We start from the raw sequence: 13,581 nt of genomic DNA on the forward strand, positions 1-13,581 counted from the left end.
AATCAGTGGGTTAACAGCAACATTTAAGGCTTTTGCTTAGCTTCGGACCGGCTTGCGGGTCGCGTATCGAACCCCGCGAGCGGCGTCGTCACGTGATCCATCTATATCGGCATCGGATCAAAGGCTTGCAATGATCGTTTCGAGTTCTTCACGAATCTGCTCGATGCTGCGGGTGGCGTCGATCACGCGGAAGCGCTGCGGCGCCTGCGCGGCGCGGCGCAGGTACTCGTCGCGGGTGCGCTGGAAGAACGCCCGCGACTCGGCCTCAAACTTGTCCGGCGCGCGTGCCCCGGCCAGGCGCGCGCTGGCGGTTTCCAGCGGCACGTCGAACAGCAGCGTCAGATCGGGCTGCAGGCCGTCCTGCACCCAGTCCTCCAGCACTTCCAGCCGTTGCGTCGGCAGGCCCCTGCCCCCGCCCTGGTAGGCGAAGGTGGCATCGGTGAAGCGGTCGGAAATCACCCAGTCGCCGCGCGCGAGCGCCGGCGCGATGACCTCCTCGATATGCTCCCGCCGGGCGGCGAACATCAGCAACGCCTCGGTCTCCAGGTGCATCTTCCGGTGCAGCAGCAACTGACGCAGGTCCTCGCCCAGCGGCGTGCCGCCCGGCTCGCGGGTGGTGACCACGGCGGGGATGCCGCTGCGCGCGCGCAGGCGCTCGGCGACCCAGTCGATATGGGTGCTCTTGCCGGCGCCGTCGATGCCTTCGAAGGTAATGAATTTTCCGCGCATGGAATGCTTATTTGCCGCGCTGGTACTTGTCGACCGCGCGGTTGTGTTCGGGAAGCGAGTTGGAGAAATGGCTGCTGCCGTCGCCGCGGGCGACGAAGTACAGCGCGTCGGACGGCGCCGGCGCGGTGGCCGCCGCCAGCGAGGCCAGACCCGGCAGCGCGATCGGCGTGGGCGGCAGGCCGGTACGGGTGTACGTATTGTACGGGCTGTCCGCCTGCAGGTCGCGTTTGCGCAGGTCGCCGTCGAAGCTCTCGCCCAGGCCGTAGATCACGGTGGGGTCGGTCTGCAGCATCATGTTCTTGCGCAGGCGGTTGATGAACACGGCGGCGATCATCGGGCGCTCGGCCGACTGGCCGGTTTCTTTCTCGACGATCGAGGCCATCACCAGCGCCTCGTACGGCGTCTTGTACGGCAGGTCGGGCGCACGCGCGTTCCAGGCCTCGTTGAGCCGGCGCTGCATCGCCCGGTAGGCATGCTTGTACAGGTCGATATCGCTGCTGCCGCGTGCGAACAGGTAGGTATCGGGGAAGAACAGCCCTTCGGGCGAGGTCTCGGCCGCGCCGATTGCCTTCATCAGCTCGGCGTCGGACATGCCGCGGGTGTCGTGGCGCAGCGCCGGGCTGGCGTCCACCGCGGCGCGCATCTTGCGGAATTCCCAGCCCTCGATCACGGTGACCACATAGTGCGTGACCTCGCCGCGCGCCAGCTTGCCGATGATCGACAGCGGCGTGGCGCCGGTCTGGAATTCATAGCCGCCGGCCTTCAGGTCGGGGCCGTGGCCGGTCAGGCGCACCAGCAGCATAAACAGCCGCGGGTCCATGGCGATGCCGCCGCGCTGGATCTGCCGGCCGATGGTGGCCACGCCGGAATTGGGCTTGATCACCACTTCCACCGGCGAGCGGGTCAGGGTCAGCGGGTGATTGGCCCACCACGCCAAGGCGCCGGCGGCCGCCAGCGCGAACACCAGCGCGGCAAGGCTCAGGCGAAGGAAGAATCGTTTCATGTATCTAGGTGAATGGCGGGTCGGGGGCGTCGAAGCGCTTTGCGTGCCGCCTCGTACCGCCGGCGCCGGCCGAAAATCGCGTAGCCCCATATAATAACCGGCAGCCTCGCACCGACCCCGTGCGGCGGCTCCGGCGCCGCCTCGATTGCGCCCCGGACGCCTGCACGACCGGTGCCTTCCCTTCCCCGATTTGCCTCGACGATTGCCACGCAATGCCAGTGATGAATGCCCAAGCCCCGGAACTCGCCGCCAGCCATGACGCCCTGCAGGCCGGCGGGATCGTCTGCGCCCCCGCCGGGCTCGGACTGATCCGTGTGGCCGGCGACGATGCCGCCAGCTTCCTGCACACCCAACTGACCAATGCCGTCGAAGACCTGCAGCCGGGCGCCGCGCGGCTGGCCGGCTACTGCTCGCCCAAGGGGCGCCTGCTCGCGACCTTCCTGATGTGGCGTGACGCCGAAGGCATCGTGCTGCAGCTTTCTGCCGAGGTCCAGGCCGCGGTGCAGAAGCGGCTGTCGATGTTCGTGCTGCGTGCGAAGGCAAAGCTCAGCGATATCACGCCGGGCAGCGCGATCCTCGCAGTGGCCGGGAGCGGCGCGGCCAAGGCGCTGGAAACTGCCGGCCTGCCTGTGCCCGATGCGGCCTTCGCCGCGGCCAGCGCCGAGGGCACGACCGTGATCCGCCTGCCCGATGCCGGCGGCCAGCCGCGCTGGCAGATCGTGCTGCCCGCCGACAAGGCCGAGGCCGTGCGTGCCGCGCTGACGGCGACGCTGCAAAGCGCCCCGCCGTCGTTCTGGGACTGGCTCGAAGTGCAGTCCGGCCTGCCCCGCATCGTCGCGGCCACGCAGGAGCAGTTCGTGCCGCAGATGATCAATTACGAGCTGGTGGGTGGCGTCAATTTCCGCAAGGGCTGCTACCCCGGGCAGGAAGTGGTGGCGCGCAGCCAGTACCGCGGCACGCTCAAGCGCCGGATGTGGCTGGTGCAGGGCGAAGGCGAGGTGCCGGCGCCCGCAGCCGAGATTTTCCGGCCCGAAGACCCGGGCCAGCCGTGCGGCATGATCGTCAACGCCGCACCGGCGCCGCAGGGCGGCTGGTCCGGCCTGGCCGAGCTGAAGATCGACGCCGCCGTCGGCGCGGCCACGTCGCCGCTGCGCCTTGGCAGTGCCGACGGCCCGGCGCTGGCGATCGCCGCGCTGCCATACGACGTGCCGCTGGGCGAGGCCGCCCAGGCCGCCGGCTGAACCGACAGGACCTGCCATGAGTGACCACCTGTACGTCTATTTCCGCGTGCCCGAGGCCGTCGCCGCCGAAGCGCTGCCGCACTGGCACCGCTGGATGGAGACGGTTGCCGAAGCCACGGGGATTGGTGGTACGCTGATGCGCAGGCCGGAAACCCGCGCCGGCGTGCAGACCTGGATGGAGTGCTACGCCGACGTGCCGCCCGCCTTCGATGCCACGTTGGAAGGGTTGTGGCGCCAGAGCGGTCTGGAACAATGGGTGGACGGCGAGCGGCGGGCCGAACACTTTATCGACCTGGACCTGCTGTAGCCGTCCAGACCGCCGACGATACGAAGTACGCCGGGGCACCATGCGCCAACCTCCCCGGCGGCAAAGGAAGCAAAGCGATGTGTCTGATCCTGGTTGCCTGGCAATCCCATCCCGACTATGCCCTGGTCGTCGCCGGCAACCGCGATGAGTTCTATGCACGCCCCGCGGCGGCCGCGCACTGGTGGCAGGAAGCGCCGCACGTGCTGGCCGGGCGCGACATGGCCGAAGTCATCGGCGAGCCCGGCACCTGGATGGGCGTCAACGCCGACGGCCGCTTTGCCGCGCTGACCAACTACCGCGCCCCGTCCGAGAAACGCACCGATGCCCGCTCGCGCGGCGAGCTGGTGGCCGGCTTCCTGCGCGGCCACGACGCGCCGTTCGACTACCTCGACGGGCTGGCCGGCGAGGACGGCTGCTACAACGGCTTCAACCTGCTGGCGAGCGACCTGCGCGAACTCTGGTGGTACAGCAACCGCTCGGCCTCGCGCCAGCCGCAACGGCTGCGCCCGGGGCTGTATGGCCTGTCCAATGCGCTGCTCGACACGCCCTGGCCCAAGGTGCGCAGCCGCGTGGGCGCGCTGGCCGAGGTGCTGGCGGCCGACAGCGGCCACGCTAACGCCAGCGCCGAGCCTTACCTGAAGTTGCTGGCCGACGAACGCCAGGCGGCGGATTTCGAACTGCCGTCGACCGGCGTGGCGCCGGAATGGGAAAAGCTGCTGTCGTCCGCGTTTATCCGCTCGCCGATGTACGGCACCCGCGCCAGCACGGTACTGCGCGTGCGCCATGACGGGCGCTTCGACCTGAGCGAACGCAGCTTCGACGCCGCCGGCCGCGCCGGCGAGGTCAGCTACCACGGCAAGCTGAACCTGTCGCGCGACACCGGCATCGTGCAGGCGCCGCGCTGATCGATGTGGCGGGCCTCAGCCCGCCAGCCGCTTGCGCATCTCGATATGCGGGATGCCCGCTTCCTCGAACTCGTCTCCCACCTGCGCAAAGCCCACGCGCGCATAGAATGGCGCCGCGTGCGTCTGCGCGTTGAGCACGAGCTCCGGATAGCCGAGCTGCTCCGCCTTCTCCATCAGCGCCTTTAGTACCAGCGCACCGACCCCGGTGCCGCGCGCCGGCTTCAGTACCGCCATGCGGCCGATATGGCCGTCGGGCAGCAGGCGGCCGGTCGCGACCGGGGTGCCGGCTTCATCCAGCGCCAACGCGTGCCAGCTCGGCTCGTCCCATTCGTCCCATTCCAGCTCCACCGGCACGCCCTGCTCTTCGACAAAGACGGTGTAGCGGATGGCGCGCGCGCGTTCGCGGGCGTCGGACCAGGGGCAGATCAGGACGGTGACTGGCATGGCGGTGCAATCAGGCTGGTGGCACGTTAAGAACAGCGCCCGGCACGAAATCCGGGCGGGCGCCCATGATACGCCAGTGCCGCGGGCCGCGCATATCGCACCAAAGTGGTTCAAAGGTTGCATTTTCCCGCACCAGACTAGGGTTTGCCCGGGGAGGCATCCCTTTAGCAAATTTGTATGATGACCTTATTACCCAATGACCCGGAGCTTTCCGTGTTCCAGAAAGTCCCAGCCCGCGCCCTGACCGACAACGTTGCCGAACAGTTGCTCGACAAAATCCAGAGCGGCGCCTTCGCCCGCGGCGCCAAGCTGCCGACCGAGGCGGTGTTGTCCGAGGAATTCGGCGTCAGCCGCACCGTGGTGCGCGAGGCGATCTCGCGGCTGAAGTACGAAGGCGTGGTCGAGTCGCGCCAGGGCAGCGGCGTGTTCGTCACGCTGCAGGCCGGCATCCGGCCGTTGCGCATCGACTATACCGAGACCGGCACGCTGGAGTCGGTGCTGCAAATTGTCGAGCTGCGCCGCGCGATCGAGGCCGAGGTGGCCGCGCAGGCCGCCATGCGCCGCACCGATGCGTCGATGGCGGCGATCGATGCCGCGCTGGCCCGCCTCGATGAGGAAGTGGCGCAAGGCGGCGACGGCGTGGCCGCTGACGTGGGCTTCCACCGCGCCATCGCCGAGGCCACCGGCAACCCCTACTTCCTGAAGACGCTGGCCTTCCTCAGCCAGTACCTGGAAACCGCGACGCGCGTGACCCGGACCAACGAGGCGCGCCGCGCCGACTTCTCGCGCCAGGTGCGCGAGGAACACCAGGCCATCGTCGCCGCGATCCGCGCCGGCGACCCGCTGGCGGCGCGCAATGCCGCGCAGAACCATATGTTCAACGCCGCGCGCCGGCTGTCCCAGCTGGGCGCCGACGAAGGCAGCGATGCCGGCGACGAAGCCGGCGCCCGTGGCGCGTCCAACTGACGCGGCCCCGCGCCCCGCGATCCCACACATTTTTCGTATCTGATTCAGGAGTCCTATATGTCCAGGAATATCGGCGTCATCGGCCTTGGTGCCATGGGCTACGGTGTCGCGCAGTCGCTGCTGCGTGCCGGCTTCAACGTGCACGCGTGCGACCTGCGCCCCGAAGTGCTGCAGCGCTTTGCCGATGCCGGCGGCGTGCCCTGCGCCTCGCCTGCCGAACTGGGCAGCCGCTGCGACGTGGTGCTGACGCTGGTGGTGAACGCGCAGCAGACCGAGGCCGTGCTGTTCGGCGCCGACGGTGCTGCCGACGCGATGAAGCCGGGCACGCTGGTGATCGCCAGCGCCACCGTGCCGCCGGGCTTTGCCCAGACGCTGGGCCGCCGGCTGGCCGAGAAGGGGCTGCTGATGCTGGACGCGCCGGTCTCCGGCGGCGCCGCGCGCGCCGCCAGCGGCGAAATGACCATGATGACCTCCGGCCCGGCCGAAGCCTATTCGCTGGCCGAGGGCGTGCTGGCCGCCATCGCCGGCAAGGTGTACCGCCTGGGCGCCACGCACGGCGCGGGCTCCAAGGTCAAGATCATCAACCAGCTGCTGGCCGGCGTGCATATCGCCGCGGCCGCCGAGGCGATGGCACTGGGCCTGCGCGAAGGCGTGGACCCGGATGCGCTCTATGACGTGATCACACACAGCGCGGGCAATTCGTGGATGTTCGAGAACCGCGTGCCCCATATCCTGAAGGGCGACTACACGCCGCTGTCGGCAGTCGACATCTTCGTCAAGGACCTGGGCATGGTGCTCGACACCGCGCGCAACAGCAAATTCCCGCTGCCGCTGTCGGCCGCCGCGCACCAGATGTTCATGATGGCGTCGACCGCCGGCCATGGTGGCGAGGACGACTCGGCCGTGATCAAGATCTTCCCGGGCATCGAACTGCCGGGCAAGGCCGAGTGAGAGGGGAAGCGACGATGACCGCAGGCACCCTCGCCCAGCGCCCGCTATTGGGCTGTATCGCCGACGATTTCACCGGCGCCACCGACCTCGCCAACACGCTGGTGCGCAATGGCATGCGCACCGTGCAGACCATCGGCCTGCCCGACGTGGGCGCGGTGCAGGATATCGGCGAAGCCGACGCGCTGGTGGTGGCACTGAAGTCCCGCACCATCCCCCCCGTGGAGGCCGTGGCCCAGTCGCTGGCCGCGCTGCAGTGGCTGCGCGCGCAAGGCTGCCGCCAGTTCGTGTTCAAGTACTGCTCCACCTTCGATTCCACCGACGCCGGCAATATCGGCCCGGTGGCCGAGGCGCTGCTGGCGGCGCTGGACAGCGACTTCACCATCGCCTGCCCGGCCTTCCCCGAGAACGGCCGCACCATCTTCCGCGGCCACCTGTTCGTGGGCGATGCGCTGCTGAACGAATCGGGCATGGAGCACCATCCGCTGACGCCGATGGCCGATGCCAACCTGGTGCGCGTGCTGCAGCGCCAGAGCAAGAACAAGGTCGGCCTGCTGCGCTACGACGCGGTGGCGCGCGGCGCGCAAGCTAGCGCCGAGCGCATCGCCGCGCTGCGCACCGACGGCGTGCGCATGGCGATTGCCGATGCGGTGTCGGACGCGGACCTGTTCACGCTGGGCGAGGCTTGCGCCAGGCTGCCACTGATCACCGGTGGCTCCGGCATCGCACTGGGCCTGCCCGAGAATTTCCGCCGCGCCGGACTGCTGCCGCAGCGCGGCGATGCCGACGCAGTCCCCGCCATCGACGGCCCCGGCGTGGTGCTGGCCGGCAGCGCCTCGCGCGCCACCAACGGGCAGGTGGCCCGCTGGCTGGAGCAAGGCCGCCCCGCGCTGCGCATCGACCCGCTCGCGCTGGCGCGCGGCGAGGCCGTGGCCGACGTGGCCCTGTCCTTTGCCGGCGCGCATGACGAGCCGGTGCTGATCTACGCGACCACCAGCCCCGACGACGTCAAGGCGGTGCAAGCCGAACTGGGCGTGGAGCGCGCCGGCCACCTGGTCGAGCAATGCCTGGCGACGGTTGCCGCCGGGCTGCTGGCACGGGGCACGCGGCGCTTCGTCGTCGCCGGCGGCGAGACCTCGGGCGCGGTGGTGCAGGCACTGGGCGTGCACGCGCTGCGCATCGGTACGCAGATCGCGCCGGGCGTGCCGGCCACGGTCACGCTGGGGGCACAGCCGCTGGCGCTGGCACTGAAGTCGGGCAACTTCGGCGGCCCCGACTTCTTTGACGAAGCGCTGCGCCAGCTCGGAGGCAAGTGATGAGCACCGAAAGCAAGCTGCGCGAAGAGATCTGCCGCATCGGCGCCAGCCTCTACCAGCGCGGCTATACCGTCGGCTCGGCCGGCAATATCAGCGCGCGGCTCGATGACGGCTGGCTGATCACGCCTACCGACGCCTGCCTGGGCATGCTGGACCCGGCGGCGGTCGCCAAGGTGGTCACCGGCGGCAGCTGGGTGTCGGGCGACAAGCCGTCCAAGACGCTCACGCTGCATCGCGCGATCTACGACAACAACCCCGGGGCGCACGCCGTGGTGCATACGCACTCGACGCACCTCGTGGCCCTGACGCTGGCCGGTGTCTGGCAACCGGACGACGTACTGCCGCCGCTCACGCCGTACTACGTGATGAAGGTCGGCCATATCCCGCTGATTCCCTACCATCGGCCGGGCGATCCGGCAGTCGCTGCGCGCGTGGCCACGCTGGCCGCGCAGGTGCGCGGCGTGCTGCTGGAGCGCCTCGGGCCGGTGGTGTGGGAGTCCAGCGTCTCGCGCGCCGCGTTCGCGCTGGAAGAACTGGAGGAGACCGCCAAGCTATGGATGATGATGAAGGACGCGCCGGGTTTCGCCGCCCGCGCGGCGCTGCCCGACGGCGCACTGGCTGAACTGCGCGACGCCTTCCAGGCGCGCTGGTAACAACCGCTTTTCCCCCATAAACGACGGCTTCACCCGGCGCGGCTGCCTTGCGGCCACCGTGCAGGGGACGCGCATGCCTGCATTCGGCGCGCCGCCGCATGACTAGACCAGACCCACACCCTACCCCGGAGACCACCGTGAACCCAAACCAACCGGCGGCCAGCGTGCCTGCCTTTGACACCCTGGGCGGCGACGCCCGGCTCGACACCGATGCCCAGATCGAAAAACGCGCCTACAGCAAGGTGTTCTGGCGCGTCATGCCGTTCCTGATGCTGTGCTACGTGATCGCCTACCTCGACCGCGTCAACGTCGGCTTCGCCAAGCTGCAGATGGGCCAGGACCTGGCCTTCTCCGAGACTGTGTTCGGCCTCGGCGCCGGCCTGTTCTTTATCGGCTACTTCCTGTTCGAGGTGCCCAGCAACCTGCTGATGCACCGCATCGGCGCGCGCATCTGGATCGCGCGCATCATGATCACGTGGGGCATCATCTCGGCGCTGTTCCTGTTCGTGAAGACGCCGACGCAGTTCTACGTGATGCGCTTCCTGCTCGGCCTGGCCGAGGCGGGCTTCTACCCCGGCGTGATCCTGTACCTGACCTACTGGTTCCCGGCCAACCGCCGCGGCAAGATGATCGCGCTGTTCATGTCTGGCATCCCCATCGCGGGCATGTTCGGCAACCCGCTGTCGGGCTGGATCATGGACGCCTTCAACGGTGTGCACGGCATGCGCGGCTGGCAATGGATGTTCCTGCTCGAAGCCCTGCCCGCCCTGCTGATCGGCGTGGTGACCGTCTTCGTGCTGCGCGACGGCATCGACAAGGCGCCGTGGCTCGACGCCGATGAAAAGCGTGTGCTCAAGCGCAATATCGAGGAAGACCAGCGCAGCGCCCACAATGCCGCCACCGCCGCCGGCAAGGCGCACGGCCACTCGCTGGGCGCAGTGTTCTCCGACCGCCGCGTATGGTGGATGTGCCTGATCTACTTCTGCTTCGTCACCGGCCAGTACGCGCTGACCTTCTGGATGCCCACGCTGGTCAAGGCCAGCGGCGTGACCGGCAACCTGAACATCGGCCTGTTGTCGGCGATCCCGTTCATCTGCGCGGTCGTCGTGATGAACATCCTCGGCCACAGCGCCGATGCCCGCCGCGAGCGCCGCTGGCACCTGATCGTGCCGGCACTGATGGGCGCCACGGGCTTTGCCATTGCTGCCTCGTTCACCAACAATACGACGGTGGCCATCGCCGCGCTGTCGCTGGCCGCTGCCGGGGTGCTGACCTGCGCGCCGCTGTTCTGGTCGCTGCCGACGTCGTTCCTGTCGGGCATTGCCGCCGCTTCCGGGATTGCCGTGGTGAATTCGGTCGGCAACCTGGCCGGTTTTGTGTCGCCGTACATGGTCGGCGCGCTGAAGGACATGACGCAAAGCACGCAGCTGCCCATGTACGTGCTGTCCGCGATCCTGGTCGTCGGCGCCGTGCTGGTGTGGCTGACGCCGGCTAAACTGGTCAACCGTTGATTCTGGCCGGCCCGCTTTTGACGTAAGCGTCGAGACCGGGCCGGCTTTCACGCTTTCGCTCTGGAGTTCCCATGCCGCGCTTCGCCGCAAATCTCTCGATGATGTACAACGAGCACGCTTTCCTGGACCGCTTCGCCGCTGCCGCGGCGGACGGCTTCCGGGCGGTGGAGTACCTGTTCCCGTACGAGCACGCCGCCACCGAGCTGCGCGCGCGCCTGGACGCGAACGGTCTCACCCAGGCACTGTTCAACGCCCCCCCGGGCGACTGGGCCGCCGGTGAGCGCGGCCTGGCCGCGCTGCCGGGGCGCGAGGCGGAGTTCCGCGACGCCGTCGGCCGCGCGCTGGAATATGCCGGCGTGATCGGCAATGACCGTGTGCACGTGATGGCAGGCCTGGTGCCGGCCGACGCCGACCGCGCCCGCCACCGCGCCGCCTACCTGGAAAACGTCGCCTTCGCCGCCAGGGCTGCTGCCGCACAGGGCATCACCATCGTGATCGAGCCGATCAATACACGCGACATGCCGGGCTATTTCCTGAACCGCCAGGATGATGCGCAGGCGATCTGCAAGGAAGTTGGCGCGGCCAACCTGAAGGTGCAGTTCGACTGCTACCACTGCCAGATCGTCGAAGGCGATATCGCGATGAAACTGAAGCGCGACATGCCCGGCATCGGCCATATCCAGATCGCCGGCGTGCCGGAGCGCCATGAGCCGGACCTGGGCGAGCTGAACTACCCGTATCTGTTCGAGGTGATCGACGCCCTCGGCTATGACGGCTGGATCGGCTGCGAATACCGGCCGCGCGCCGGCACGTCGGAAGGCCTGGGCTGGCTCAAGCCTTATCTCGGCCGCTGATCCTTCGCAAACCATAAACCCGAATCTCTCCTGCCATGAACGTACTGATTACCGGCGGCGCCGGCTTCCTCGGCCTGCAACTCGCCCGCCTGCTGCTGCAACGCGGCACGCTGAACCTGGACGGCCAGTCCGTCGCCATCGACCAACTGACGCTGCTCGACGTGGTGGCGCCGCAAGGGCTGGACGATGCGCGCGTGCGCGTGGTTACCGGCGACCTGTCCGACCCCGCCGTGCTGCGCCGGGCCATCGACAAGAACACCGGCGCCGTGTTCCACCTGGCGGCCGTGGTCAGCGGCCAGGCCGAGGCGGATTTCGAGCTCGGCATGCGCGTCAACCTGGATGCGTCGCGCGCGCTGCTCGACACCTGCCGCGAGCTGGGACACAAGCCGCGCGTGCTGTTCACCAGTTCGGTCGCGGTCTACGGCGGCGAACTGCCGCCGGTGGTGCAAGACGATACCGCGCTGAACCCGCAATCGTCGTACGGCGTGCAGAAGGCGATCGGCGAACTGCTGCTGTCGGACTACAGCCGTCGCGGCTTTGTCGACGGGCGCGTGCTGCGGCTGCCGACGATCAGTGTGCGGCCGGGCAAGCCCAATGCGGCAGCGTCGTCGTTTGCCAGCGGCATGATTCGTGAGCCGTTGTCGGGTATAGCTGCCAACTGTCCGGTGGCACCGGAAACGCCGCTGTGGCTGCTGTCGCCGCGGGCTGCGGTGGCGGCGCTGGTCAACGGGATCGAACTGGCTGGCGAGCGCCTGGGCAACCGGCGCGTGGTCAACCTGCCGGGGTTGTCGGTGACGGCCACGGGAATGGTGGATGCGCTGCGCCGGGTGGCGGGCGATGCGGTGGCCGATCGGGTGACGTGGGAGCGTGAGGAACGTGTCGAGAAGATCGTCGGCACGTGGCCGGCGGCGTGGAATGCGGAGCGTGCGCTGGCGCTGGGGTTCCAGAGCGATGCGAGCTTTGATGAGGTGATTCGGGCTTATATGGAAGATGCCGGGCTGAGCAAGTAAGCGGCCCATGCTTCGTTGTTGCGGCGGCTCTGTTATCTACTGAGAGCCGGTCCCCTCTCCCGCAGGCGGGAGAGGGGAGCAAACCCGCGGTATCGGTCAGACCATCGGCTGCATTACCCCGCCGGCCTCACCACCTCATACCCCTCGATCACCTCCCTCACCACCCCCGGAATCGCCGCCGATTTCTGCGTCGCCGGATCCGCGCACACATAAACGATCTCGCCGGTAATCAGGTGCTCGTCGCCACGATACATCTCCACCCGGAACAACATGCTGGACCGCCCGAGCCGCGCCATCCGTCCGCGGATATCCAGCACGTCGTCAAAGCGCGCCGACGCGTGATACTCCAGCGTCGACTTGACCACGAAAATATCCACGCCATGCGCATGCAGCACGTCCTCGGGATAGCGGATCCCCAGCGCGCGCCAGTACTCGGTCACGCAGATATCGCAGTAGGTCAGGTAGTGCGCATTGAAGACGATCGACTGCGGATCGACTTCGGCCCAGCGCACGCGCAGCGGCATGCTGTGGCGGAACTCCTCTTTGGCCATGGGCGGGGTCTCCTTGTTGATTGGTTTGAGTAGGGCCAAAAGCGACCAGGCCGCCGGCCTGCCGGCGCAGGGCGGCAGGCACGGCGGCCCGGGTGAACGCAGGCGAAGCGAGGCTTACTGGGGCTTGGACAGTCCCAGCTTCTCAATGATCGCCTTTTCCTTCTTGACGGTCTCGGCCGCGAACTGCGCGTATTGCTGGCTGTTCATGTAGTACGGCTCCATGTCGAACTTGGCCAGCGATTCGCGGTAATTGGGCATTTCCATGGCCTTCTTGAAGGCGTCATGGAGCTTCTGCACGATCTTCGGGTCGGTGCCCTTGGGCGCCACCAGGCCGAACGGCGAGGTCTGCACGATGCCGATGCCGAGTTCCTTCAGCGTCGGCACGTTGGGGAAGCGCGCCGAGCGCTTCTCGCCCCAGGTCGACAGCAGTCGCAGCTTGCCCTGCTCCACGTACGGCGCCCACGCCGGCGTGTCGGCCACCGACATCACATGGCCGCCCAGCAGTGCCTGCATCGACTCCGCGTTGCCCTTGTAGGGGATATGCGAGAACTGCACGCCCTGCTTCAGCGCCAGCTCTTCCATGGTCAGGTGCAGCGTGGTCATCGAGCCCGGCGAACCATAGGTCAGCTTGCCCGGGTTGGCCTTGGCGTAGGCGATGTACTCCTGCATGGTCTTGATCGGCGACTCGGCCGGCACCACCAGGCCGAAGGAGTAGCCCGCCAGGTTGATGATGTAGCTCAGGTCCTTGACCGGGTCCCAGTTGATCTTGGTGGTGTACGGCAGCCGGTAGACCGGCATCGCGACCTGCGCCAGCGTGTAGCCGTCCGGTGCGGTGGACTGCATCATCTGCGCGGGCAGCACGCCGCCCGCGCCGGGCTTGTTCTCGACGATCACCGGCTGGCCGAGGAGCTTCGAGGCGTTGTCGGCCAGCACGCGGAACGGGATATCGGTGGAACCGCCGGCGGTATAACCGATCAACAGGCGGATCGGGCGCTGCGGGAACTTGTCGGCCTGGGCCTGGGCCGGCATGGCGGCAAGGCCCAGGGCCGCGGTGGCGGCGGCGAGGCTCGCGCGGGCGATGAATTGGCGGCGTTGCATGACTATGTCTCCTTGTGCTGCAAGTACTGCTGTAAGCGGAAAGTT

At 68.2% G+C, this 13,581-nt stretch carries 15 protein-coding genes; 10 read left to right on the forward strand and 5 right to left on the reverse strand.

Translation table 11 applies throughout. The features are described 5' to 3' along the window. Positions 1-117: 117 nt before the first annotated feature. Entirely contained in the window at positions 118-729 is a 612-nt protein-coding gene (gene tmk / locus AB1I47_RS12400; protein WP_354684047.1) for a dTMP kinase, read from the reverse strand. A 7-nt stretch (positions 730-736) separates the two neighbouring features. Then, positions 737-1,732: an endolytic transglycosylase MltG gene (gene mltG / locus AB1I47_RS12405; protein ID WP_354684048.1), complete on the reverse strand. Its 996-nt coding sequence runs from the start codon at positions 1,730-1,732 to the stop codon at positions 737-739. Between the two features lie 212 nt (positions 1,733-1,944). Here mltG and ygfZ point away from each other — a divergent pair, with 212 nt between their 5' ends. From ygfZ to AB1I47_RS12420, 3 genes are all read left to right on the forward strand, one after another. Next, a complete protein-coding gene (ygfZ, locus tag AB1I47_RS12410; protein WP_354684049.1) occupies positions 1,945-2,973 on the forward strand; it encodes a CAF17-like 4Fe-4S cluster assembly/insertion protein YgfZ in 1,029 nt (342 codons plus the stop codon). A gap of 16 nt (positions 2,974-2,989) precedes the next feature. Continuing rightward, positions 2,990-3,280, forward strand: coding sequence for a DUF4936 family protein (locus AB1I47_RS12415; RefSeq protein WP_354684050.1), 291 nt, complete (start codon positions 2,990-2,992; stop codon positions 3,278-3,280). Positions 3,281-3,357: 77 nt separating this feature from the next. Then, entirely contained in the window at positions 3,358-4,185 is an 828-nt protein-coding gene (locus AB1I47_RS12420; protein ID WP_354684051.1) for an NRDE family protein, read from the forward strand. A 15-nt stretch (positions 4,186-4,200) separates the two neighbouring features. Here the strand turns inward: AB1I47_RS12420 and AB1I47_RS12425 are convergent, their stop codons facing one another. Continuing rightward, on the reverse strand, positions 4,201-4,629 hold the full coding sequence (locus AB1I47_RS12425; RefSeq protein ID WP_354684052.1) for a GNAT family N-acetyltransferase: 429 nt from the start codon (positions 4,627-4,629) through the stop codon (positions 4,201-4,203). A gap of 213 nt (positions 4,630-4,842) precedes the next feature. Here AB1I47_RS12425 and AB1I47_RS12430 point away from each other — a divergent pair, with 213 nt between their 5' ends. The 7 genes from AB1I47_RS12430 (at position 4,843) to denD (ending at position 11,887) form a co-directional block, all read left to right on the forward strand. Continuing rightward, positions 4,843-5,595 (forward strand): FadR/GntR family transcriptional regulator, encoded by a 753-nt coding sequence (locus AB1I47_RS12430; protein WP_354684053.1) that lies wholly within the window; start codon positions 4,843-4,845, stop codon positions 5,593-5,595. 57 nt (positions 5,596-5,652) lie between these two features. Then, positions 5,653-6,546, forward strand: coding sequence for an L-threonate dehydrogenase (gene ltnD / locus AB1I47_RS12435; protein ID WP_354684054.1), 894 nt, complete (start codon positions 5,653-5,655; stop codon positions 6,544-6,546). Positions 6,547-6,560: 14 nt separating this feature from the next. Continuing rightward, complete coding sequence (gene otnK, locus AB1I47_RS12440; RefSeq protein WP_354684055.1) at positions 6,561-7,859, forward strand: 3-oxo-tetronate kinase; 1,299 nt, start codon at positions 6,561-6,563, stop codon at positions 7,857-7,859. Further along, positions 7,859-8,512: a 3-oxo-tetronate 4-phosphate decarboxylase gene (gene otnC, locus AB1I47_RS12445; RefSeq protein WP_354684056.1), complete on the forward strand. Its 654-nt coding sequence runs from the start codon at positions 7,859-7,861 to the stop codon at positions 8,510-8,512. Before otnK ends, otnC begins: the two co-directional genes overlap by 1 nt. A gap of 137 nt (positions 8,513-8,649) precedes the next feature. Further along, positions 8,650-10,023, forward strand: a complete 1,374-nt coding sequence (locus AB1I47_RS12450; protein ID WP_354684057.1) for an MFS transporter — start codon at positions 8,650-8,652, stop codon at positions 10,021-10,023. A 71-nt stretch (positions 10,024-10,094) separates the two neighbouring features. Continuing rightward, complete coding sequence (gene otnI, locus AB1I47_RS12455) at positions 10,095-10,877, forward strand: 2-oxo-tetronate isomerase (RefSeq protein WP_354684058.1); 783 nt, start codon at positions 10,095-10,097, stop codon at positions 10,875-10,877. Between the two features lie 35 nt (positions 10,878-10,912). After that, the gene (gene denD / locus AB1I47_RS12460; RefSeq protein WP_354684059.1) at positions 10,913-11,887 is read left to right on the forward strand and encodes a D-erythronate dehydrogenase; all 975 of its coding nucleotides are present in this window, start codon (positions 10,913-10,915) and stop codon (positions 11,885-11,887) included. Between the two features lie 113 nt (positions 11,888-12,000). Here the strand turns inward: denD and AB1I47_RS12465 are convergent, their stop codons facing one another. After that, complete coding sequence (locus AB1I47_RS12465; RefSeq protein ID WP_354684060.1) at positions 12,001-12,438, reverse strand: YbgC/FadM family acyl-CoA thioesterase; 438 nt, start codon at positions 12,436-12,438, stop codon at positions 12,001-12,003. Positions 12,439-12,552: 114 nt separating this feature from the next. Continuing rightward, positions 12,553-13,536, reverse strand: a complete 984-nt coding sequence (locus AB1I47_RS12470; protein ID WP_354684061.1) for a tripartite tricarboxylate transporter substrate binding protein — start codon at positions 13,534-13,536, stop codon at positions 12,553-12,555. Positions 13,537-13,581 lie beyond the last annotated feature (45 nt).

The sequence above is a fragment of the Cupriavidus necator genome, from assembly GCF_040578825.1.
GTDB lineage: Bacteria > Pseudomonadota > Gammaproteobacteria > Burkholderiales > Burkholderiaceae > Cupriavidus > Cupriavidus necator_E.

What these genes read in the sequence shown, in the direction of transcription:
- tmk (WP_354684047.1), bottom strand. Translation starts at nt 729, where the DNA reads ATGCGCGGAAAATTCATTACCTTCGAAGGCATCGACGGCGCCGGCAAG.
- mltG (WP_354684048.1), bottom strand. Translation starts at nt 1,732, where the DNA reads ATGAAACGATTCTTCCTTCGCCTGAGCCTTGCCGCGCTGGTGTTCGCG.
- ygfZ (WP_354684049.1), top strand. Translation starts at nt 1,945, where the DNA reads ATGCCAGTGATGAATGCCCAAGCCCCGGAACTCGCCGCCAGCCATGAC.
- AB1I47_RS12415 (WP_354684050.1), top strand. Translation starts at nt 2,990, where the DNA reads ATGAGTGACCACCTGTACGTCTATTTCCGCGTGCCCGAGGCCGTCGCC.
- AB1I47_RS12420 (WP_354684051.1), top strand. Translation starts at nt 3,358, where the DNA reads ATGTGTCTGATCCTGGTTGCCTGGCAATCCCATCCCGACTATGCCCTG.
- AB1I47_RS12425 (WP_354684052.1), bottom strand. Translation starts at nt 4,629, where the DNA reads ATGCCAGTCACCGTCCTGATCTGCCCCTGGTCCGACGCCCGCGAACGC.
- ltnD (WP_354684054.1), top strand. Translation starts at nt 5,653, where the DNA reads ATGTCCAGGAATATCGGCGTCATCGGCCTTGGTGCCATGGGCTACGGT.
- otnK (WP_354684055.1), top strand. Translation starts at nt 6,561, where the DNA reads ATGACCGCAGGCACCCTCGCCCAGCGCCCGCTATTGGGCTGTATCGCC.
- otnC (WP_354684056.1), top strand. Translation starts at nt 7,859, where the DNA reads ATGAGCACCGAAAGCAAGCTGCGCGAAGAGATCTGCCGCATCGGCGCC.
- otnI (WP_354684058.1), top strand. Translation starts at nt 10,095, where the DNA reads ATGCCGCGCTTCGCCGCAAATCTCTCGATGATGTACAACGAGCACGCT.
- denD (WP_354684059.1), top strand. Translation starts at nt 10,913, where the DNA reads ATGAACGTACTGATTACCGGCGGCGCCGGCTTCCTCGGCCTGCAACTC.
- AB1I47_RS12465 (WP_354684060.1), bottom strand. Translation starts at nt 12,438, where the DNA reads ATGGCCAAAGAGGAGTTCCGCCACAGCATGCCGCTGCGCGTGCGCTGG.
- AB1I47_RS12470 (WP_354684061.1), bottom strand. Translation starts at nt 13,536, where the DNA reads ATGCAACGCCGCCAATTCATCGCCCGCGCGAGCCTCGCCGCCGCCACC.